The sequence below is a fragment of the Streptomyces sp. NBC_00102 genome, from assembly GCF_026343115.1.
Lineage (GTDB): Bacteria > Actinomycetota > Actinomycetes > Streptomycetales > Streptomycetaceae > Streptomyces.
Genome location: NZ_JAPEMC010000001.1, coordinates 2553379 through 2571794 on the forward strand (window position 1 = coordinate 2553379; position 18416 = coordinate 2571794).

At 71.7% G+C, this 18416-nt stretch carries 20 protein-coding genes and 3 tRNA genes; 7 read left to right on the top strand and 16 right to left on the bottom strand.

The window, feature by feature from the left end; genetic code table 11:
* Window positions 1-106: 106 nt before the first annotated feature.
* Window positions 107-1129, top strand: a complete 1023-nt coding sequence (locus tag OHA55_RS11255; protein ID WP_266705305.1) for an adenosine deaminase — start codon at window positions 107-109, stop codon at window positions 1127-1129.
* Window positions 1130-1158: 29 nt separating this feature from the next.
* Here the strand turns inward: OHA55_RS11255 and OHA55_RS11260 are convergent, their stop codons facing one another.
* From OHA55_RS11260 to OHA55_RS11295, 8 genes are all read right to left on the bottom strand, one after another.
* Window positions 1159-2214, bottom strand: a complete 1056-nt coding sequence (locus OHA55_RS11260; RefSeq protein ID WP_266705307.1) for a UDP-N-acetylmuramate dehydrogenase — start codon at window positions 2212-2214, stop codon at window positions 1159-1161.
* A gap of 90 nt (window positions 2215-2304) precedes the next feature.
* Window positions 2305-3744: a DHA2 family efflux MFS transporter permease subunit gene (locus OHA55_RS11265; RefSeq protein ID WP_266705309.1), complete on the bottom strand. Its 1440-nt coding sequence runs from the start codon at window positions 3742-3744 to the stop codon at window positions 2305-2307.
* Window positions 3745-3843: 99 nt separating this feature from the next.
* A complete protein-coding gene (locus tag OHA55_RS11270; RefSeq protein ID WP_266710554.1) occupies window positions 3844-4479 on the bottom strand; it encodes a TetR/AcrR family transcriptional regulator in 636 nt (211 codons plus the stop codon).
* 137 nt (window positions 4480-4616) lie between these two features.
* Window positions 4617-5045: a MaoC family dehydratase gene (locus tag OHA55_RS11275; protein ID WP_266705313.1), complete on the bottom strand. Its 429-nt coding sequence runs from the start codon at window positions 5043-5045 to the stop codon at window positions 4617-4619.
* Entirely contained in the window at window positions 5045-5497 is a 453-nt protein-coding gene (locus OHA55_RS11280) for a MaoC family dehydratase N-terminal domain-containing protein (RefSeq protein ID WP_266705315.1), read from the bottom strand. The genes OHA55_RS11275 and OHA55_RS11280 overlap by 1 nt, the downstream gene beginning before the upstream one ends.
* A gap of 124 nt (window positions 5498-5621) precedes the next feature.
* Complete coding sequence (gene rpmG / locus OHA55_RS11285; protein ID WP_003956487.1) at window positions 5622-5786, bottom strand: 50S ribosomal protein L33; 165 nt, start codon at window positions 5784-5786, stop codon at window positions 5622-5624.
* An 89-nt stretch (window positions 5787-5875) separates the two neighbouring features.
* Window positions 5876-5948, bottom strand: a tRNA-Met gene (locus OHA55_RS11290).
* Between the two features lie 46 nt (window positions 5949-5994).
* A tRNA-Thr gene (locus OHA55_RS11295) sits at window positions 5995-6067 on the bottom strand.
* A gap of 375 nt (window positions 6068-6442) precedes the next feature.
* Here OHA55_RS11295 and OHA55_RS11300 point away from each other — a divergent pair.
* Window positions 6443-7789 carry a hydrolase gene (locus OHA55_RS11300; protein ID WP_266705317.1) on the top strand — a complete coding sequence of 449 codons (1347 nt, stop codon included), beginning with the start codon at window positions 6443-6445 and terminating at the stop codon, window positions 7787-7789.
* A 56-nt stretch (window positions 7790-7845) separates the two neighbouring features.
* Complete coding sequence (locus OHA55_RS11305) at window positions 7846-8502, top strand: SDR family oxidoreductase (protein WP_266705318.1); 657 nt, start codon at window positions 7846-7848, stop codon at window positions 8500-8502.
* A 115-nt stretch (window positions 8503-8617) separates the two neighbouring features.
* Here OHA55_RS11305 and OHA55_RS11310 read toward each other — a convergent pair whose 3' ends face one another.
* The gene (locus tag OHA55_RS11310) at window positions 8618-9295 is read right to left on the bottom strand and encodes a hypothetical protein (protein WP_266705320.1); all 678 of its coding nucleotides are present in this window, start codon (window positions 9293-9295) and stop codon (window positions 8618-8620) included.
* A gap of 332 nt (window positions 9296-9627) precedes the next feature.
* On the opposite strand from OHA55_RS11310, the gene OHA55_RS11315 reads away from it, so the two are divergent.
* Window positions 9628-10251 carry a hypothetical protein gene (locus tag OHA55_RS11315; protein ID WP_266705322.1) on the top strand — a complete coding sequence of 208 codons (624 nt, stop codon included), beginning with the start codon at window positions 9628-9630 and terminating at the stop codon, window positions 10249-10251.
* Window positions 10252-10429: 178 nt separating this feature from the next.
* On the opposite strand, the gene OHA55_RS11320 is transcribed toward OHA55_RS11315, so the two are convergent.
* A tRNA-Tyr gene (locus tag OHA55_RS11320) sits at window positions 10430-10511 on the bottom strand.
* Between the two features lie 183 nt (window positions 10512-10694).
* Between OHA55_RS11320 and OHA55_RS11325 the strand changes: the two genes are divergently transcribed.
* From OHA55_RS11325 to OHA55_RS11335, 3 genes are all read left to right on the top strand, one after another.
* Entirely contained in the window at window positions 10695-11183 is a 489-nt protein-coding gene (locus OHA55_RS11325; protein WP_266705324.1) for a YajQ family cyclic di-GMP-binding protein, read from the top strand.
* 207 nt (window positions 11184-11390) lie between these two features.
* A complete protein-coding gene (locus tag OHA55_RS11330; RefSeq protein ID WP_266705326.1) occupies window positions 11391-11906 on the top strand; it encodes a methylated-DNA--[protein]-cysteine S-methyltransferase in 516 nt (171 codons plus the stop codon).
* Window positions 11907-11908: 2 nt separating this feature from the next.
* A complete protein-coding gene (locus OHA55_RS11335) occupies window positions 11909-12577 on the top strand; it encodes an alpha-ketoglutarate-dependent dioxygenase AlkB (protein ID WP_266705328.1) in 669 nt (222 codons plus the stop codon).
* Window positions 12578-12599: 22 nt separating this feature from the next.
* On the opposite strand, the gene OHA55_RS11340 is transcribed toward OHA55_RS11335, so the two are convergent.
* The 6 genes from OHA55_RS11340 to OHA55_RS11365 form a co-directional block, all read right to left on the bottom strand.
* On the bottom strand, window positions 12600-12872 hold the full coding sequence (locus OHA55_RS11340; RefSeq protein WP_266705330.1) for a GlsB/YeaQ/YmgE family stress response membrane protein: 273 nt from the start codon (window positions 12870-12872) through the stop codon (window positions 12600-12602).
* Between the two features lie 115 nt (window positions 12873-12987).
* A complete protein-coding gene (locus OHA55_RS11345; protein WP_266705332.1) occupies window positions 12988-13380 on the bottom strand; it encodes a YccF domain-containing protein in 393 nt (130 codons plus the stop codon).
* Window positions 13377-14240, bottom strand: coding sequence for a zinc metalloprotease HtpX (gene htpX, locus OHA55_RS11350; protein ID WP_266705334.1), 864 nt, complete (start codon window positions 14238-14240; stop codon window positions 13377-13379). Before htpX ends, OHA55_RS11345 begins: the two co-directional genes overlap by 4 nt.
* 210 nt (window positions 14241-14450) lie before the next feature.
* Window positions 14451-14948 (bottom strand): large conductance mechanosensitive channel protein MscL, encoded by a 498-nt coding sequence (mscL, locus tag OHA55_RS11355; RefSeq protein WP_266705336.1) that lies wholly within the window; start codon window positions 14946-14948, stop codon window positions 14451-14453.
* A 141-nt stretch (window positions 14949-15089) separates the two neighbouring features.
* Complete coding sequence (locus OHA55_RS11360) at window positions 15090-16706, bottom strand: NADH-quinone oxidoreductase subunit N (protein WP_266710556.1); 1617 nt, start codon at window positions 16704-16706, stop codon at window positions 15090-15092.
* A gap of 11 nt (window positions 16707-16717) precedes the next feature.
* Window positions 16718-18397, bottom strand: a complete 1680-nt coding sequence (locus OHA55_RS11365) for a NuoM family protein (protein ID WP_266710558.1) — start codon at window positions 18395-18397, stop codon at window positions 16718-16720.
* Window positions 18398-18416: the final 19 nt, after the last annotated feature.

Here is an 18416-nt window from a genome sequence, read left to right on the forward strand (position 1 = left end):
GTCCGCGGACTTCATGTCCCGGGCCGGGGGCGCTTTTTTGTTCGCCCCCCTCCTCGAAAGAGGAAGCCGCTTCCGCTCCGGGGCGCGGGTGCGGCAGGATCTTCCAATGGAGCGTGATGTACGTCTGTTGCCCAAGGCCCACCTGCACCTGCACTTCACGGGGTCGATGCGGCCCACCACCCTGCTCGAACTCGCCGACAAGTACGGCGTGCGCCTGCCCGAGGCCCTCACCGGCGGTGAACCTCCCGAACTGCGGGCGACCGACGAGCGGGGCTGGTTCCGCTTCCAGCGGCTCTACGACATCGCCCGGTCCTGCCTGCGGGAGCCGGAGGACATCCAGCGCCTGGTGCGGGAGACCGCGCGGGAGGACGTCGCGGACGGCTCCGGCTGGCTGGAGATCCAGGTCGACCCCACCTCGTACGCCCCGCTGCTCGGCGGGCTGATCCCGGCGATCGAGATCATCCTGGACGCCGTGGACGGCGCCTCCCGGGAGACCGGCCTCGGGATGCGGGTGGTGATCGCGGCGAACCGGATGAAGCACCCGCTGGACGCCCGCACGCTGGCCCGGCTGGCGGTGCGGTACGCGGACCGGGGGGTCGTCGGATTCGGCCTCTCCAACGACGAACGCCGGGGCATGGCAAGGGACTTCGATCGCGCCTTCGCCATTGCCCGGGAGGGCGGGCTGATCGCGGCCCCGCACGGCGGCGAGCTGGCCGGCCCGTCCAGCGTCCGCGACTGCCTGGACGATCTGGACGCGTACCGGATCGGGCACGGGGTGCGGGCGGCCGAGGACCCCCGGCTGATGCGCAGGCTCGCGGAGCGCGGGATCACCTGCGAGGTCTGCCCGGCGTCCAACGTGGCGCTCGGGGTCTACGAGAAGCCCGGCGACGTGCCGCTGCGGACGCTGTTCGACGCGGGGGTGCCGATGGCGCTCGGCGCGGACGACCCGTTGCTCTTCGGGGCGCGGCTGGCCGACCAGTACGACCTGGTGCGCAAGCATCACGCGTTCACCGACGCGGAGCTGGCGGAGCTCGCCCGTCAGTCGGTGCGCGGCTCGGTGGCCCCGGAGGAGGTACGGCGCGGGATGCTGGACGGGATCGACGACTGGCTGGCGGCGCCGGCCGCCTGAGGGTGGCGGCGGGGCGGTCCCGTCGGGGCTCAGAGGCTGACGCCGACCGTCACCGGCTCGTTGACGAGGGTCACGCCGAACGCCTCGCGCACCCCGGCCACGACCTCGCGGGCGAGGGCCAGCAGGTCCTCGGTGGTGGCCTCGCCCCGGTTGGTGAGGGCGAGGGTGTGCTTGGTGGAGATGCGGGCGGGCCCGGTGCCGTACCCCTTGGTGAAGCCGGCCTTGTCGATCAGCCAGGCCGCCGAGGTCTTGGTCCGCCCGTCACTCGCCGGGTAGGCGGGCGGGGTGGTGCCGGGGCCGAGGCGCTCGGCGGCGCGGGCGAGGAAGTCCGCGTACTCCTGCTCGTCGAGAACCGGGTTGGTGAAGAAGGAGCCGGCGGACCAGGTGTCGTGGTCCTCGGGGTCCAGCACCATGCCCTTGCCCGCACGCAGCGCGAGGACGGTCTCGCGGGCCGCGGCGGCCGGAACGCGCTCGCCGGCCTCCACGCCGAGGGTGCGGGCGGTCTCCTGGTACTTCACGGGCGCCGACAGCCCGCCCGCGTCCTCCAGCTCGAAGCGGACGCGCAGGACGACGTACCGGTCGGGGTGCTGCTTGAAGGCGCTGTGCCGGTAGGAGAAGCCGCACTCGGCGTTGGAGAGGGTGACCGTCTCCCCGGAGCGCCGGTCGTAGGCCACGACCTCGCTGATGGTGGCGGAGACCTCCTGGCCGTACGCGCCCACGTTCTGGATCGGCGTGGCACCGGCGCTGCCGGGGATTCCGGCGAGGCACTCGATGCCGGCGAGCCCGGCCTCGACGGTACGGGCGACGGCGTCGGTCCAGACCTCGCCCGCCGCGAGTTCCAGGCGGGTGCCGGTGAGCTCGAAGCCGGTGGTGGCGATGCGCAGGGCGGTGCCGTCGAAGCCCTTGTCGCCGATGACCAGGTTGGAGCCGCCGCCGATGACCAGCAGCGGGGTGCCCGCGTCGTCGGCCTCGCGGACGGCCGCGATCACCTCGGCGTCGGTCGTCGCGGTGACGAGCCGGGTGGCCGGGCCGCCGAGCCGGAAGGTGGTCAGGGGGGCGAGGGGGGCGTCGTGGAGTACCTGCACGGGTCAAGAGTACGGGCCCCGGTCCCGCCCGCCCCGCCGCTCGGGCGGGGCGGGCGGGACCGGGGCCCGCAGGGCGACCGGGGGTGGCGGTCAGGCCGGAACGCGGACGGCAGGGGCGGCGGACTCGGGCTCCGGCACCACCGAGCCGCCGCGCCCGCCCGGCACCAGCAGGGCAACCAGCGCGGCGAGAGCGACGACACCGGCTCCGATCCAGACCGCGGGCACGGTCCCGTCGGTGAACTGCTGCGGGGAGCCGAATCCGCCCCGGGCGGAGAAGACGGAGGCCAGTACGGCGACCCCGAGCGCGCCGCCGACCTCGCGCAGGGCGTTGTTGGCGCCGGAGGCGATGCCCCGCTCGCCCGCCCCGACGCTGGACATGACGAGCCCGGAGGCGGGCGCGAAGTACATCGCCATGCCGATACCGCCGATGATCAGGCCGGGCAGCTGGGCGGTGTAGGCGACGTCCGGGCTGAGCACCCGGGCGAAGAGCGCGAGACCCACCGCCTGGAGCGCGAGACCGGTGACGACGATGGGACGGCCGCCGAACCGGTCGCTGAGGTAGCCGGCGACCGGCGCGACCAGGATCGGCATGCCGGTCCAGGGCAGCATCCGCAGTCCGGCCTCGGTGGGCGAGTAGCCGAGCGCGCTCTGCAGGAACTGGCTGAGCAGGAAGATCGAGCCGAACATCCCGAGGAACATCAGCAGGCTCGCGATGTTGATGCCGAAGAAGGCCCGGCTGCGGAAGAGCCGCATCGGCAGCATCGGGCGCTTCGCGCGGAAGCCGTGGCGGACGAAGGCGCCGATCAGCGCGGTGCCGGCGAGGAGACCGGTGAGGACGGGCGCGCTGGTCCAGCCGTCGGAGTTGGCGCTGACGAGGGCGTACACGACCCCGAAGAGGCCGCCGCTGACCAGCAGCGTGCCGGGGACGTCGAGCCGGGCGTCCGGGGCGTACGACTCGGTCAGCCGCAGCCGGGCCAGCGGCAGCAGCACGAGGCCCACGGGGACGTTCAGCCAGAAGATCCACTGCCAGGAGATGTGCTCGGTGATGCTGCCGCCGATCAGCGGGCCGCTCGCCACGGCCAGGCCGGTGACCGCGCTGTAGATGCCGAGCACCGCGCCCCGGCGGGCGGCCGGGACGGCTGCCGTGAGCAGGGTGAGGGTGAGCGGCATCATGATCGCCGCGCCGACGCCCTGGACCGCCCGGAAGGCGATGAGCTCACCGATGCCGGGCGAGAGCGCGGCGGCGGCGGAGGCTCCGGTGAAGACGGAGAGCCCGACGAGGAAGAGCCGGCGGCGGCCGAAGCGGTCGCCCAGGGCCGCACCCATCATCAGCAGAACCGCGAAGGTGAGCGTGTAGGCGTTCACCGTCCATTCGAGCTCCTTCAGCCCGCCGCCGAGGCTCACGCGGATGGACGGCAGGGCCGTGGTGACGACCAGGTTGTCGAGCGCCGCCATGAAGCTGGCGACGCTGGTGACGACGAGGGCCCAGACGGCTCCCCCGCGCAGGGCTGTGGGCGTTGGCTGGTGCATGATTCCCCCTGATGGTTAGTTATTGATGACTAACTTTGCTGGGCAGAAAGCGGGGCGACCTCCGGACGTGCCGTCCGGAGAGCCCCGGTCGCGCTGTTCTCAGTGGGGGGTGCCGGACTTCGGAGCGTGGGGCTCCGGAGCGTCCGTACGGGCGGCTTCCGCGGCCCCGGACCCGGGCCCCGCGGTCGCGGGCTCGCTACCCGGCGGGTGGGTGTCGTCCCAGAAACACGACCAGACCCGGTGGCCGGGCGGGAAGCCGAGCGAGGTCAGGGTGTTGATGAGCATGCCGTGGGCGAAGTAGTTCTTGGTCTCGTCGGCGTCGGCACCGAGGACGAGGTGGACCTCGTCCCACATCCGCGCCCAGGAGGCCCGCACCGAGGCGCCGAACTCGCGGTCGCCGGCCGCCTCGGCCGCCGCGACGGCCGCGTAGGTCTGCATCTGCATCAGCAGCTTGTCGGGGTCCTCGGCGATCAGCCGCCCGTACGCCTCCGCCATGCACCGGGCGGGCTCCTCGCCCTGGCCCGCCTTCACGAGGATGTCCATGGTGTCCGTCAGGCAGCGTTCGGCGGCGGCCAGGAACATCGCCTGCTTGCTGGGGAACAGGCGGAAGAGGTACGGCTGCGAGACCCCGACGGCCCGCGCGATCGTCTCCGTGGAGGTGCCGTCGTACCCACCGCGGGCGAACGCGGTGATCGCCGCGCGAATGACGCTCTCGCGCCGCTCGTCCGCACTCATTCTCACCATGGAAGTAAGTTATTGCTCAATTACCAACACGTCAAGGGGCTTGTCCGGGTACGCGGGTACGCGGAAGGGGCACCCGCGCGAAGCGGATGCCCCTTCCGTACGCCCGCGGCCGGCCGCGGGGCGTGGGTTCAGGCGAGGCGGACCACGGCGCGGGACATGCCCAGCACCTTCTGGCCGTCGCACACGGCGACCAGGTCGACCCGGACCTGGTTGTCGTCCAGCTTGGCCGCGACCTTGCCGCTGACCTCGATCAGCGCGCCCTTGTCGTCGTTGGGCACGACGACCGGCTTGGTGAAGCGCACGCCGTACTCCACGACCGCACCCGGGTCGCCGGCCCAGTCCGTGACCACGCGTACCGCCTCGGCCATGGTGAACATGCCGTGCGCGATGACGTCCGGCAGCCCGACCTCGACCGCGAACTTCTCGTTCCAGTGGATCGGGTTGAAGTCGCCGGAGGCACCCGCGTACCGCACCAGCGAGGCCCGGGTGACCGGGAAGGAGCGGGACGGGAGCTCCGTACCGACCTCGACCGACTCGTAAGCGACCTTCGCGGCCATCACGCCTCCTCGGCGGCTCGCGCCACCAGCTTCGTCCAGGCCGTCACGACGTGTGCGCCGGCCTCGTCGTGAACCTCGCCACGGATGTCCAGGATGTCGTTCCCGGCCATCGACTTGATCCGCTCGATCGTCGAGGTGACCGTCAGCCGGTCCCCCGACCGCACCGGGCGCGTGTAGGCGAACTTCTGGTCACCGTGCACGACCCGGCTGTAGTCCAGCCCCAGCTGCGGGTCTTCGATGACCTGCCCGGCGGCCTTGAAGGTGATCGAGAAGACGAAGGTGGGCGGCGCGATCACGTCGGGGTGACCGAGCGCACGGGCCGCCTCCGCGTCGACGTAGGCCGGATGGGCGTCGCCCACCGCCTCGGCGAACTCGCGGATCTTCTCCCTGCCGACCTCGTACGCCGGGGTGGGCGGATAGGTCCGCCCCACGAAGGACTGGTCGAGCGCCATGAGCTCGCTACCTCCTGATGAAGAGAAAAAAAAGGGGTCGAGGGAAGTCGCATGACCATCCCACGACCCCATACAACGACACGAGGCCGCCCCCAGTGGGGACGGCCTCGTGTACGAGCCTGTTTCAGCGCGTTTCGCGGTGCGCAGTGTGCGAGTTGCAGCGCGGGCAGTGCTTCTTCATCTCAAGACGGTCCGGGTTGTTACGCCGGTTCTTCTTGGTGATGTAGTTCCGCTCCTTGCACTCCACGCAGGCCAGCGTGATCTTCGGGCGGACGTCGGTGGCAGCCACGTGAGTGCTCCTAAGACGGACGGATGGACGGATGAACGCATAAAAGAGTAGCCGATCGAAGGACCGACCCCACAATCGGCTACCGTTTGTAGCGGTGACCGGACTTGAACCGGTGACACAGCGATTATGAGCCGCTTGCTCTACCGACTGAGCTACACCGCTTTGATGAAAAGGTCCCCCTGCCGAAGCAGGGTTTCCCGATCACCAGAGCCCCAATGCGGAATCGAACCGCAGACCTTCTCCTTACCATGGAGACGCTCTACCGACTGAGCTATTGGGGCGAGCGAGGAAGACATTACACGGTTCCCCGCCGATCCCCCAAATCCGTTTCCGCGACCCCCCTCGGGGGCCTTCCGGAGCGCGGCCCTTGGCGCCGGTCAGGCCTCTGATCAGGGGCTGAGCGGCAGAGCGCGGAACCTCGGCCGCCCCACGGAACCCTTCCGTCCGGGGTGTCCCGCCGCACCCCACCGGTATGACTATTTCGCCCTTCCCCGGGACAGGTCGGACTCCGCCCTAGGCTCGGGCCGGTTCGATCTTGAAAACGCCGCCCCGGAGCAGCCCATCAGCCGTCCCGAAGCCGCCCGGTGCCGTCCCCAAGCCGTCCCCAAGCCGCCCGGAGCGCACCAGTAGCCCCCGAGCCCCCTCCCAGGAGCGCGATGCCCGACAGCCTGCCGAGGCGGCCCGGCCACGACCCGGCGGACGACCCCGGCGCAGCCCCCGAACCGCTCCTGTTGTGCGGGGCGCGGCTCACCGACGGCCGCCTCGTGGACGTACGGGTGGCCGGCGAGCGGATCGAGGCGGTCGGGCCTCCGGGCAGCCTCGGCGGCCGGGGCTCACGGGTCGATCTGCGCGGCTACCTGCTGCTCCCGGCCCCCGCCGAACCGCACGCCCACGGCGACACCGCCCTGACCGCCTCCGACTGCGACGGCGGCGGTGACGGCGGCCCGCGGCGCCCGCAGGATCTGCGCCGGCGCGTGACCGAGGCCACCCTGCTCCAGCTCGGGCACGGCGCGACCGCGCTGCGCACCCACGTCCGGATCGGCGGCACGCGGGGTCTCGGGCCGCTGGAAGCCGTCCTGCACGCCCGGTACGCGCTGCGCGGCCTCGCGGAGCTCACCCCCGTGGCGGTCCCCCGCCGCCTCGCCGCCGGAGCCGCGGGCGGGGACCTCACGGCCCTGCTCAGGGACGCCGTCGCGATGGGCGCGGGCGTGATCGGCGGACGCCCGGACCTCTCCCCCGACCCCGACGCGTACGTGGAGCGGGCACTGGCCGTCGCGTTCGAGCACGGGCTGCCGGTGGACCTGCACACGGACGCCGCCGACCCTGCCCGGCTGGCCCGACTCGCTGCCATGGCAGCAGAATTGACGGACCATCAGCATGCTGGGTCGGGGCCGGCGGGGCCGGTCACGGGGGTGGGGTCGGCCACGGGGCCGGGGATCACCATCGGCCCCTGCGGCGGCCTCTCGCGGCTGCCGGCGGAGACCGCGAGACGGGCAGCCGGTCAACTCGCTGCGGCCGGGGTGGCGGTGGTCTGCCTGCCCCAGGGCGCCTGCTCGGGCGCGAAGCGCCGACTCACCGCACCGGTACGCCTGTTGCGCGCGGCCGGGGTACGCGTACTGGCGGGCAGCGGGGCCTTGCGCGACCCGGCGAACCCGGTCGGACGCGGGGACCCGTTGGAGGCGGCGTACCTGTTGGCCTCGCAGCACGGACTGCCCGTCAGGACCGCGTACGACGCCGTCGCGAGCACCGCCCGGGAGGCGATGGGGCTGCCCGGGGTTCAGGTGGAGGCGGGCTTCCCGGCCGAGTTGCTCGCGGTGCGCGGGGACGGCCTCGCGGGGGTGCTCTCGCTCGCGTACAGCCGGATCGTGGTGCACCGGGGGCGGATCGTCGCCCGGACGAGCGCGGTGCGCGAGTACCGCGACTCCGAGTCGCCGGAACCGTACGGACTGCCGCGCCAGGGCAGGCCCGGCGCGGGTCCGGGGGCGGGTCCGGGGGCGGGATGACCTTCGCCCGGGCGCGCTCCGGGCGCGCGGGCCCCCTGCGGCGTACGGTCGTGCCCATGCGCATTGTCATCGCAGGTGGACATGGTCAGATCGCACTGCGGCTGGAGCGTCTGCTCGCCGCGCGCGGGGACGAGGCTGTCGGCCTCGTCCGCGATCCCGGGCAACGCGGGGACCTGGAGGCGGTGGGCGCCGAAGCGGCCGTCCTGGACCTCGAATCGGCCTCCGTGGAGGAGGTGGCCCAGGTGCTGAAGGGCGCCCACGCCGTGGTCTTCGCCGCGGGCGCGGGCCCCGACAGCGGCGCGGCCCGCAAGGACACCGTGGACCGGGCGGCGGCGGTGCTCCTCGCCGACGCGGCCGAACGGGCGGGCGTACGGCGCTACGTCATGGTCTCGGCCATGGGCGCCGACGCGGCGCACGCGGGCGACGAGGTCTTCGACGTGTACCTGCGGGCGAAGGGCGCGGCCGACGACGCCGTACGAGCGCGTCCCGCGCTCGACTGGACGATCCTGCGCCCCGGCCTGCTCACCGACGACGCCGGCACCGGCCTGGTCCTGCTCTCCCCGTCCACCGGCCGGGGCCCGGTCCCCCGCGACGACGTGGCGGCGGCCCTCGCCGAACTCCTGGACACCCCGAGCACGGCGGGGCTGACCCTGGAACTGATCACCGGCAACGTGCCGGTCGCCGTCGCGGTCAGGAACGTCGCGGGGAACTGAGCGGGACGGGGGCGGGCGCCCGGGCGTCTCGGGCGCCCGGCAGGGGGCGCCGGCAGGTCGGGCGCCAGGGCGGGGCGGGCGTGCGCCAGGGTGCCCGGCCTCGTGGACGGACTGGTCAATTGCCCTGCGGGGTCTCCAGGGCCGACGGGAAGACGACACGTCCGACGCCCGTGTCGACCACGGCCGAGTTCTCGGGCGGCAGCGCTTCGGCAAGGCTCTTCCAGGCAGCCAGCGTGAGATGCCCCAGACCCGGCAGGGACGCCGACCGGAGAGCGCCGCGTGAACGGCTTCGCGCCAGATTCCGTGGCTGCCAGTCCCCGGCCGATCGTCGACGGCGGCTGTTCAGTGGTGGTGCCGTCTCGATCTGGAGCAGGTGCTCCAGGGCGAGTCCGCAGCCTTCCGCCCCCATCTCCTCCACCGCCGCCTGTTCGTCCGCAGGCGCCGCGGAGAGCAGTCGGGGCCAGCGGATCACCACGACCCTCTCCCAGAGTTCGGGCGGAACCGTGTTGGCCAGATGGTGGCTCTCCCCCACCGGCAGATCCCGCAGTCGGCGGCCGGCATCCTGCGTCTGGCCCACGTAGCAAAGTCCGGCGCCGGAGGAGAAGACGCCGTACAGCACGGGCCCCGTAATAGCGGGTCCCTCTCCCGCAGCGTCGGTCAGGAGCGCGCCGACACGGTGCGCGAACGAGTAACGGCGTTCCTGCCAGGTCGCCAGCAGAGGTGCGTCCCCGAGCAGCGTGGTCAGTGCCGTCCGCCAGGCGTCGTACGCGTTTTCGTAGGTCTGATCATCCACAGGCTCCAGTCTGAACCCGGTTGCGGATCGCAGATCCTGGTTCGCGGGCTTTCGTGACGGGCTCCACGTGGCCCCGGACATGGAGAAAGCTCCCGTCCCCGTCGCCATGGACGGGGCTTCCCGTTCGGTGGCAGCGCCAGGGTTCGACCTGGGCAGGCTGAGCCGGCAGATTCGCAGAGAGCTCTCCTCGACCTGCCTGACCTGCGGTTCTCCGCTGTTGGGCACGCTCGGGCGCACATGGGGGAAGTCGTCGCCCGAGGGGCTGTGCGCCCGGCGGGCCGGAAGCAGAAAAGACCTCGCCCACCTCGTACGGGCGGAGAACAATGCCTTGCATGGGCACAGACATTCACGGCTTCATCGAGTGCCGCTGGGACCGCTGGCTGGACGAGGACGATCGCAGGTGGTTCCAGGCTGTCGACCTCTCACACCTCTACAACGGGCGGGACTACGCCGCCTTCGGGTCCCTGTTCGGTGTTCGCGACACCGGTTCGTTCCGCCCGATCGCCGATCACCGAGGCCTCCCGCCCGACGTGTCGGAAGAGGTCCTGGCCGACTTCGAGTCCTGGAGCGATGAGATGCACGGCGAGTCCTGGATTTCCTGGGCGGAGTTGCAAGCCGTCGACTGGAACGAAGTCTCGAACGAGGTCGACGGCTGTGTTCACGAGTTCCGCCGAAGCCCTGACGGCGGCTGGGAGATGCAAGGACGGAACTCCGGCCTCACCCGCTTTGCCGAACTCTCCGGCCTCACCACTGCCCGGCAGCTCTACTCCGCAGGCAGCGCCTTTCCCGAGAACACCGAGTGGCCCGACGGCGACCGGCTCTTCCGCGTCGGCCGTCTGCGGCGAAAGGACGCCGTACCCGACAGCGAATGGGGTGCCGTCTGGTCGGTCATGCGCACGCTGGCGAGTCTGCACGGCGACGAGGGAGTCCGCCTGGTCGTCTGGTTCGACAACTGACGCGCATCGGCCCTCGACCGACGCACGTCGGCGGGGGCAGCATCCGCGTCCCCGGGGAAAGCACATGAGACGGGGGGACACGGGGGCCCATCGGCACCTTCTGCGGTCACTCCTCCACACATGGAAAAGCCCCGCCCGACCTGCGGTTCAAGCAGGTCGGACGGGGCTTCCCGTTCGGTGGCGGCGCCAGGGTTCGAACCTGGGTAGGCTGAGCCGGCAGATTTACAGTCTGCTCCCTTTGGCCACTCGGGCACACCGCCTCGAACATCACTTCGGGGCCCCGCTGGGGAACTCCTTGGCGACGACGTAAACGATACCCGATGCTCAGGGGTGCTCCGCCACTCGATTGATCAGTGTCCGGACGCTGGGCAGCCCTTAGGCTTTCTCCTGCATCGCGGTGCATCCATGCCCACGACCGTCTACGACGCAAGGAGCCACACGTCATGGCCGACTCCAGTTTCGACATCGTCTCGAAGGTCGAGCGGCAGGAGGTCGACAACGCCCTCAACCAGGCCGCCAAGGAGATCTCCCAGCGCTACGACTTCAAGGGCACGGGCGCGTCGATCGCCTGGTCCGGCGAGAAGATCCTGATGGAGGCGAACGGCGAGGAGCGCGTCAAGGCGATCCTCGACATCTTCGAGACCAAGCTGGTCAAGCGCGGGATCTCGCTGAAGTCGCTGGACGCGGGCGAGCCGCAGCTCTCCGGCAAGGAGTACAAGATCTTCGCCACCATCGAGGAAGGCATCTCCCAGGAGAACGCCAAGAAGGTCGCCAAGGCCATCCGCGACGAGGGCCCCAAGGGCGTCAAGGCGCAGGTGCAGGGCGACGAGCTGCGCGTGAGCTCGAAGAGCCGCGACGACCTCCAGGCCGTCCAGGCGCTGCTCAAGGGCAAGGACTTCGACTTCGCCCTGCAGTACGTCAACTACCGGTGACGGACGGGCCCGCACCCGGCCCGGCTCACTGAACCACCCACGGCGGTGTCGTCCTCGGCACCGCCGTGAGCCGTGTCCGGGGCCGGGAGACGACGCGCTCCCGCAGGCCCCATGTCGGATTTCCGCCAGCTTCTCGGCGTGCCCGTGGCGCAGACTCGTAGGTACGGGACGAGTACGAAACCGGGCGCGCGAAAGGAATGACGGCCGATGGGCACGGTGTACACGAGGTTCGAGAGCCCGCTGGGCGAGCTGCTGCTGGCCGGCGACGAGGCGTCCGGAGGGCTGCTCTCCGTGTCCGTACCGGAGCAGAAGGGCGGGACGGTCGTGCTGGCGGGGTGGCGGGAGGCTCCGGATGCCTTCGCCGAGGCCCGGGCGCAGCTGTCGGCGTACTTCGCGGGGCGGCTGACGCGTTTCGAGCTGCCGTTCGCGCCGGGGGCCGGGACGGAATTCCAGCGGCGGGTCTGGGCGGCGCTGGAGGAGATCCCGTACGGCGGGACGGTGTCGTACGGCTGGGTGGCGGAGCGGGTCGGTGTGGCGGGGGCCGGGGTACGGGCCGTGGGCACGGCGATCGGGCGCAATCCGCTGCTGGTGGTGCGGCCGTGCCACCGGGTGATCGGCGCGGACGGTTCGCTGAGGGGGTACGCGGGGGGGCCGGAGCGCAAGGAGAAGCTGCTGACGTTCGAGGGCGCCTGGGCCGGGGGCCGGGCCACCGGGCGGGGCTGACGGTGCCGGCGGGGCTGTTCCCGAGGGAGCGGCGGACCGTCGCTCCCGGGGCGGTGCACGTGCCGGGGTGGCTGTCCGTGGAGCGGCAGCGGGAGCTGGTGGTGGCGTGCCGGGAGTGGGCGCGGGGGCCGGTGCCGCTGCGGCACACGGAGCTGCCGGGCGGCGGGGTGATGTCGGTGCGGACGGTGTGCCTGGGGTGGCACTGGATGCCGTACCGGTACGTCCGGACCGCCGAGGACGTGAACGGGGCCCGGGTGACGGCCTTCCCCGGGTGGCTCGCGGAGCTGGGCCGGGCGGCGGTGGCGGACGCGTACGGGGACGAGGCCGCGGGCCGGGCGTACGCGCCGGACGCCGGGCTGGTGAACTTCTACGACGACACGGCGCGGATGGGCATGCACCAGGACCGGGAGGAGCTCTCCGGGGCCCCGGTGGTGTCGCTGAGCATCGGCGACACCTGCGTCTTCCGGTTCGGGAACACGGAGGACCGGGGGCGGCCCTGGACGGACGTGGAGCTGGAGTCGGGTGATCTGTTCGTCTTCGGGGGCCCGTCGCGGTTCGCGTTCCACGGGGTGCCGAAGGTGTACCCGGGGACGGCCGGCCCGGATACGGGGATGCGGGCCGGCCGGCTCAATCTCACGCTGCGGGAGACCGGTCTGGACGACGACCGGTGACCGGCGGGGTGGGCGTGGTCGGTCAGCGGCGTTCGCGGGAGTTGCCGAAGAGCAGCCGGTAGACGATGAGCAGCACCAGGGAGCCCGCGATGGCGGCGACCCAGGTGGCGAGGTCGAAGAAGTCGTCGTTGATGGGACGGTCGAGGAACTTCGCGGAGAGCCAGCCCCCGACGAACGCTCCGGCGATCCCGATGAGGGTCGTGATGATGATGCCGCCGGGATCGCGTCCCGGCAGCAGAACCTTGGCTATGACTCCGGCGACAAGCCCGAGGATGATCCACGCGATGATGCTCATGTTTACCCGCGTACCCCTTTCCTGGTGACGGAATCAGGGACGCGGGCGGGGCCGGATCGGTTGCCCCGAAAGTTCGGATTGTCGTACCGGAGTGGTGCCGGTCGCCCGGTGCCGGTTACCGGGTGGCGAAGGGCTGGTCGGTGGGGACGACCTCCTTGCCGAACGGCATCAGGGACACCGGGATCAGCTTGAAGTTCGCGATGGCCAGCGGGATACCGATGATCGTGACGAAGAGCGCGATACCGGTGACGATGTGGCCGAGGGCCAGCCACCAGCCGGCCAGGACCAGCCAGAGGACGTTGCCGACGCAGGAGGCGCCGCCCGCGTCGCGGCGGTCGACCACCATGTAGCCGAAGGGCCAGAGGGCGTACAGGCCGATGCGGAACGCGGCCACGCCGAAGGGAATGCCGATGATCGTGATGCAGAGGACGAGACCGGCGGCGAGGTAGCCGAGGCACATCCAGAAGCCGCACAGGACCAGCCATATGACGTTCAGGATCGTCTTCACGGTCGATGACCTGCCATCTTCTCTAGTCGGGAGATGCGCTCCGCCATCGGCGGATGCGTGGAGAACATCTTGGACACGCCCTGGCCGGGCCGGAAGGGGTTCGCGATCATCAGGTGGCTCGCGGTCTCGATCCGGGGCTCCGGAGGCAGCGGGAGCCGCTTGGTACCGGCGTCGAGCTTGCGCAGGGCGCTCGCCAGGGCGAGCGGGTCCCCGGTGAGCTGCGCTCCGGAGGCGTCGGCCTCGTACTCGCGGGAACGGCTCACCGCCAGCTGGATGATGGAAGCGGCGAGCGGGCCCAGGATCATCACGAGGAGCAGTCCGAAGATGCCGGGGCCCTCGTCGTCGCTGGAGCGTCCGACCGGGATCAGCCAGGCGAAGTTGACCAGGAACATCACGACGGAGGCGAGCGCTCCGGCGACGGACGAGATCAGGATGTCGCGGTTGTAGACGTGGCTCAGCTCGTGGCCGAGGACACCGCGCAGTTCGCGTTCGTCCAGGATCTGGAGGATGCCGTCGGTGCAGCAGACGGCGGCGTTGCGCGGATTGCGCCCGGTGGCGAAGGCGTTGGGCGCCTGGGTGGGCGAGATGTAGAGCCGGGGCATCGGCTGGCGGGCGGCGGTCGAGAGCTCGCGCACGATGCGGTAGATCGTGGGGGCCTCGAACTCGCTGACGGGCCGCGCCCGCATCGCCCGCAGGGCCAGCTTGTCGCTGTTCCAGTACGCGTAGGCGTTGGTGCCGACCGCCACGAGGAGCGCGACGATCAGGCCCGTACGCCCGAAGAAGCTGCCGATGACGATGATCAGCGCGGACAGGCCACCGAGGAGTACGGCGGTCTTCAGCCCGTTGTGCCGGCGGTGCACGGTACGCCCTCCAAGTGGTGCAGCAGGGGAACCCTTGCTCGATAGGGGTCCACTTCCCAGTGGAGCTTCCCGTTCTGGTCAACGCCAGGCGAGGTGGGCTAGTTCCCTTGTGCGCGGGCCCGGGGAGCGGGGCCCGGGCGGCCGTACGGGCCGGAACGCGAGGTAGACCGTACGGGTGGCACTCGGAGGGCGGACGGGGGCAGGGGCCCCTCAGCGCTGGGCGGGGAGCTTCTGGGTGCCCACGGGCTTCCCGGTGATCCGCTCGGCCAGCGCCACGGCCGCCGGGTCGGGCTCGACCTCGCTGGTGCAGTGGCCGCAGCGCGAGGCGATGGCCGGGATGGCGGTGTAGCAGCGCGGGCAGTCGCGCAGGGCGGCCTTGATGTCGGCGGGCTCGTCGGTCTTCTTCGCGGTGAAGCGGTCCTGGACCTTCTGCATGGGGACGACGACGCAGAAGTAGAGCACGGCGGCGGTGATGAGGAAGGCGATGGCGGCGGCGACGAAGAGACCGTAGGGGAAGGCGACGCCCTCGACGTCGAAGGACGCCTTGCTGAAGTCGCCGGTGCCGCGGGTGATGACCCCGATGAGCGGCACGATGAAGGCGTTGCTGAATCCGGTGACGACGGCGGTGAAGGCCGCTCCCACCGCGAGGCCGATCGCCATGGAGATGACGTTGCCCCGCAGGATGAAGTCCTTGAATCCGTTCAGCACTGCACTGTCTCCCTCGTTCCGCTCGGTACCCGCACCGGGGTCGTCGCCCGGTGCGTGATGGATGCACGCAAGACCCTGCCCTGTCCCGGCCCGCCGGGGCAAACCGGTGGGGTGAGGGCCGGGACGGGTGGTACGGAACCGTCAGAAAAGCGTTCCGGTGGCGAACCTCAGGACGATCTGCGGCGCCCCGGAGAGGACGAGCGCGCCGGCGGTGGTGAGGACGAGCGCGGCGAGGAGGGGGGCGGGGACGGCGGCCGGGGTGGCGGCAGCGGTCGCCGGTACGACTGGCGCCGGGGCGGCTGCCCCGATGCTCTCCGGGGCGTCGGCGCCTTCCGGGGCGTCGGCGCCGCGGAAGAGCAGCGCGGTCCAGCGGAGGTAGTAGGCGAGGGCGATCACCACGTTGACGGCCATCACGACGGCGAGCCAGCCCAGGCCCGCGTCGACGACGGCCGAGAACACGGTGACCTTGGCGAAGAGGCCGATGATCCCCGGCGGCAAGCCGGCCAGGCAGAGCAGGAAGAAGGCCATGGCGAGGGCGGTGAGCGGCCGGCGGGCGTAGAGATCGCGGTAGTCGGTGAGCCGGTTGCCGGGGCTCGTACGCGCCACGAGCGCGGCGACGGCGAAGGCGCCGAGGTTCACCACGGCGTACATCAGGGCGTAGGCGACGGTGGAGCCCACGTGGACGTCGTCGGCGTACGCGCTCGCGGCGATCGGCACCAGGAGGTAGCCGGCCTGGCCGACGGAGGACCAGGCGAGCAGGCGTACCGCGCTGCGGGCGCGGGCGGGGTCCTGGCGGAGGGCGGCGACGTTCCCGACGGTCATGGTCAGCGCGGCGAGGACGGCGAGGGCCGGCCCCCACACGTCGGCGTAGGCCGGGAACGCGATCACGGTGACCAGGATCAGGCCCGAGAAGCCGACCGCCTTGCCGACGACGGAGAGGTACGCGGCGATCGGCAGCGGGGCGCCGACGTAGGTGTCGGGGACCCAGAAGTGGAAGGGCGCCGCGGCCGTCTTGAAGGCGAAGCCGACGAGGGTCAGGGCGACGCCCGCCCCGGCGAGGTTGGTGAACCGGGCGGGTACGTGGTCGAGGCCTGCGGCCAGCTCGGTGAGATGGGTGGTGCCGGTCGCCGCGTAGACGAAGCTGACGCCGAGGAGCATCACGGCGGTCGCGGTGACGGACGAGAGGAAGAACTTGAGGGCCGCTTCGGAGGAGCGGCGGTCGCCGCGCTTGATGCCGACGAGGGCGAAGGCGGGGAGCGAGGCGACTTCCAGGGCGACGACCAGAGTGATCAGGTCGCGGGAGGCCGGGAGCAGCGCGGCGCCGGAGGCCGAGGAGAGCAGCAGGAACCAGAACTCGCCGGCCGGCAGCTTGCGGGTGTCGTCGAGCGAGAGCAGCGCGGTGAGCAGCGCCCCGCCGATGACCAGGGCCTGGATCACGAGGGCGAAGTTGTCGGCGGTGTAGCTGCACGCCTGCACCGTGCCGGGGCCGTCGGCGGCCGCGCAGAAGGTGGAGCGGTGGTCGCCCAGCAGCGGGACCAGGAGGGCGAGGGCGACGACGAGTCCGCCGACGGTGGCCCATCCGAGCAGCGGCTTGTGGCGTTCGGGGAGGAAGAGGTCGGCGACGAGGACGGCGAGCGCCAGTACCGCGACGGCGAGCGGCGGGGCGACCGCGAGCCAGTCGATGGACTGGACGAGGCTCGCCGCGGTCTCCACGCCCGGAGCCCCGGCGGTTTTGGGGGTTCCGGCCGCGGCGGTCACGAGGTCCGTGATCACGACTTGCCTCCTGCGAGGAGCTTCTGCACGGCCGGGTCGCTGAGTCCCAGGAGGACGGCGGGCCAGAGTCCGGCGAGGACGGTGAGGACGACGAGCGGGGTCCAGGTGGCGAACTCGTAACGACGGACGTCGGCGATCTCCGTGGTGGCTGCCGCCTCGGTGGTGGTGGCCGTGGCGACCGCGGACCTCGTTTCCGCCGTCCGCGTGGTGCCCACGGCCGCCGCGCTCTGCGGCTCCGGCCGGCTGCCGCCGCCGAGGCCGGTGCCTCCTGCGGGGCGTGCGGGCGGTTCGCCCATGCAGACGCGGCGGACGACGACGAGCATGTACGCGGCGGTGAGCAGGGTGCCGAACGCGCCGATCGCCATGAACGTCAGGAAGGCGGGCCGGCTGAGGCCCTCGGCCGGGTCGAACGCGCCGAACAGGGCGAGCATCTCGCCCCAGAACCCGGCGAGGCCCGGGAGTCCGAGGGAGGCGGCGGCGGCGAAGGCGAGCAGGGCGCCCAGCCGTGGCGCGCGGGCGTAGAGGGCGGCGCCGGTGGCCCCGGCGAGGGTGTCGAGGTCGGCGGTGCCGTGCCGGTCCTTCACCGCGCCGACCAGGAAGAACAGCAGGCCGGTGATGAGGCCGTGGGCGATGTTGGCGAAGAGCGCGCCGTTGACGCCGGTGGGGGTCATGGACGCGATGCCGAGGAGCACGAAGCCCATGTGGCCGACCGAGGAGTACGCGATCAGGCGCTTGAGGTCGCCCTTGGCGCCCGGGCGGGCGAGGGCGAGGCAGGCGAGCGACCCGTAGACGATCCCGGCGACCGCGAGGGCGGCGAGGTAGGGCGCGAAGGTGTGCATGCCGTCGGGGGCGATGGGGAGGAGGACGCGGACGAATCCGTACGTGCCCATCTTCAGCATCACGCCGGCCAGCAGGACCGAGCCGACCGTGGGGGCGGCGGTGTGCGCGTCGGGCAGCCAGCTGTGCAGCGGCCACATCGGGGTCTTCACGGCGAGCCCGACGCCGATCGCCAGAACGGCGATGACCTGCACCGACGTGGAGAGGCCCCGGCCGTTGTCAGTGGCGAGTGCCACCATGTCGAAGGTGCCGGCGTCGAGTCCGACGAGCAGCAGTCCGAGCAGCATGACGACGGAGCCGAGCAGCGTGTAGAGGATGAATTTCGAGGCCGCGGCCTGCTTGCCCTCTCCGCCCCAGCGGGCGATGAGGAAGTACATCGGGATGAGGACCATCTCGAAGGCGAGGAAGAAGAGCAGCAGGTCCAGCACGGCGAAGGTCGCGAGCGTGCCGGATTCCAGGACCAGGATCAGTGCGACGAAGGCCTTCGGGGACGGGCCCGCGGGCATCTTGAAGTAGCTGTACACCGCGCAGAGGAAGGTCAGCAGCGCGGTGAGCACCAGGAGGGGGAGAGAGATGCCGTCGATGCCGAGGTGGACGCGGACGTCCAGCGCGGGGATCCAGCCGATGTCGGTGGTGGCCTGCATGGTCGACGCGTGGTCGCGGTCGAAGCCGGCCGCCAGCAGCAGGGTGACGACGAGGATCGCGCCCGTCACGGTGACGCCGTGGCGGAGGACGGCCTGGTCGGGGTCGCGGCCCTTCAGTCCGGGCGGGGCGGGCAGCAGGGCGGCGACGGCGCCGACGAGCGGGCCGACGACGGCCAGTGCCAGCAGGGCCTGCATCACGGACGGGCTGATATCG

What these genes read in the sequence shown, in the direction of transcription:
- OHA55_RS11255 (WP_266705305.1), top strand. Translation starts at nt 107, where the DNA reads ATGGAGCGTGATGTACGTCTGTTGCCCAAGGCCCACCTGCACCTGCAC.
- OHA55_RS11265 (WP_266705309.1), bottom strand. Translation starts at nt 3,744, where the DNA reads ATGCACCAGCCAACGCCCACAGCCCTGCGCGGGGGAGCCGTCTGGGCC.
- OHA55_RS11270 (WP_266710554.1), bottom strand. Translation starts at nt 4,479, where the DNA reads ATGAGTGCGGACGAGCGGCGCGAGAGCGTCATTCGCGCGGCGATCACC.
- OHA55_RS11275 (WP_266705313.1), bottom strand. Translation starts at nt 5,045, where the DNA reads ATGGCCGCGAAGGTCGCTTACGAGTCGGTCGAGGTCGGTACGGAGCTC.
- OHA55_RS11280 (WP_266705315.1), bottom strand. Translation starts at nt 5,497, where the DNA reads ATGGCGCTCGACCAGTCCTTCGTGGGGCGGACCTATCCGCCCACCCCG.
- OHA55_RS11300 (WP_266705317.1), top strand. Translation starts at nt 6,443, where the DNA reads ATGCCCGACAGCCTGCCGAGGCGGCCCGGCCACGACCCGGCGGACGAC.
- OHA55_RS11305 (WP_266705318.1), top strand. Translation starts at nt 7,846, where the DNA reads ATGCGCATTGTCATCGCAGGTGGACATGGTCAGATCGCACTGCGGCTG.
- OHA55_RS11315 (WP_266705322.1), top strand. Translation starts at nt 9,628, where the DNA reads ATGGGCACAGACATTCACGGCTTCATCGAGTGCCGCTGGGACCGCTGG.
- OHA55_RS11325 (WP_266705324.1), top strand. Translation starts at nt 10,695, where the DNA reads ATGGCCGACTCCAGTTTCGACATCGTCTCGAAGGTCGAGCGGCAGGAG.
- OHA55_RS11330 (WP_266705326.1), top strand. Translation starts at nt 11,391, where the DNA reads ATGGGCACGGTGTACACGAGGTTCGAGAGCCCGCTGGGCGAGCTGCTG.
- OHA55_RS11340 (WP_266705330.1), bottom strand. Translation starts at nt 12,872, where the DNA reads ATGAGCATCATCGCGTGGATCATCCTCGGGCTTGTCGCCGGAGTCATA.
- OHA55_RS11365 (WP_266710558.1), bottom strand. Translation starts at nt 18,397, where the DNA reads ATGCAGGCCCTGCTGGCACTGGCCGTCGTCGGCCCGCTCGTCGGCGCC.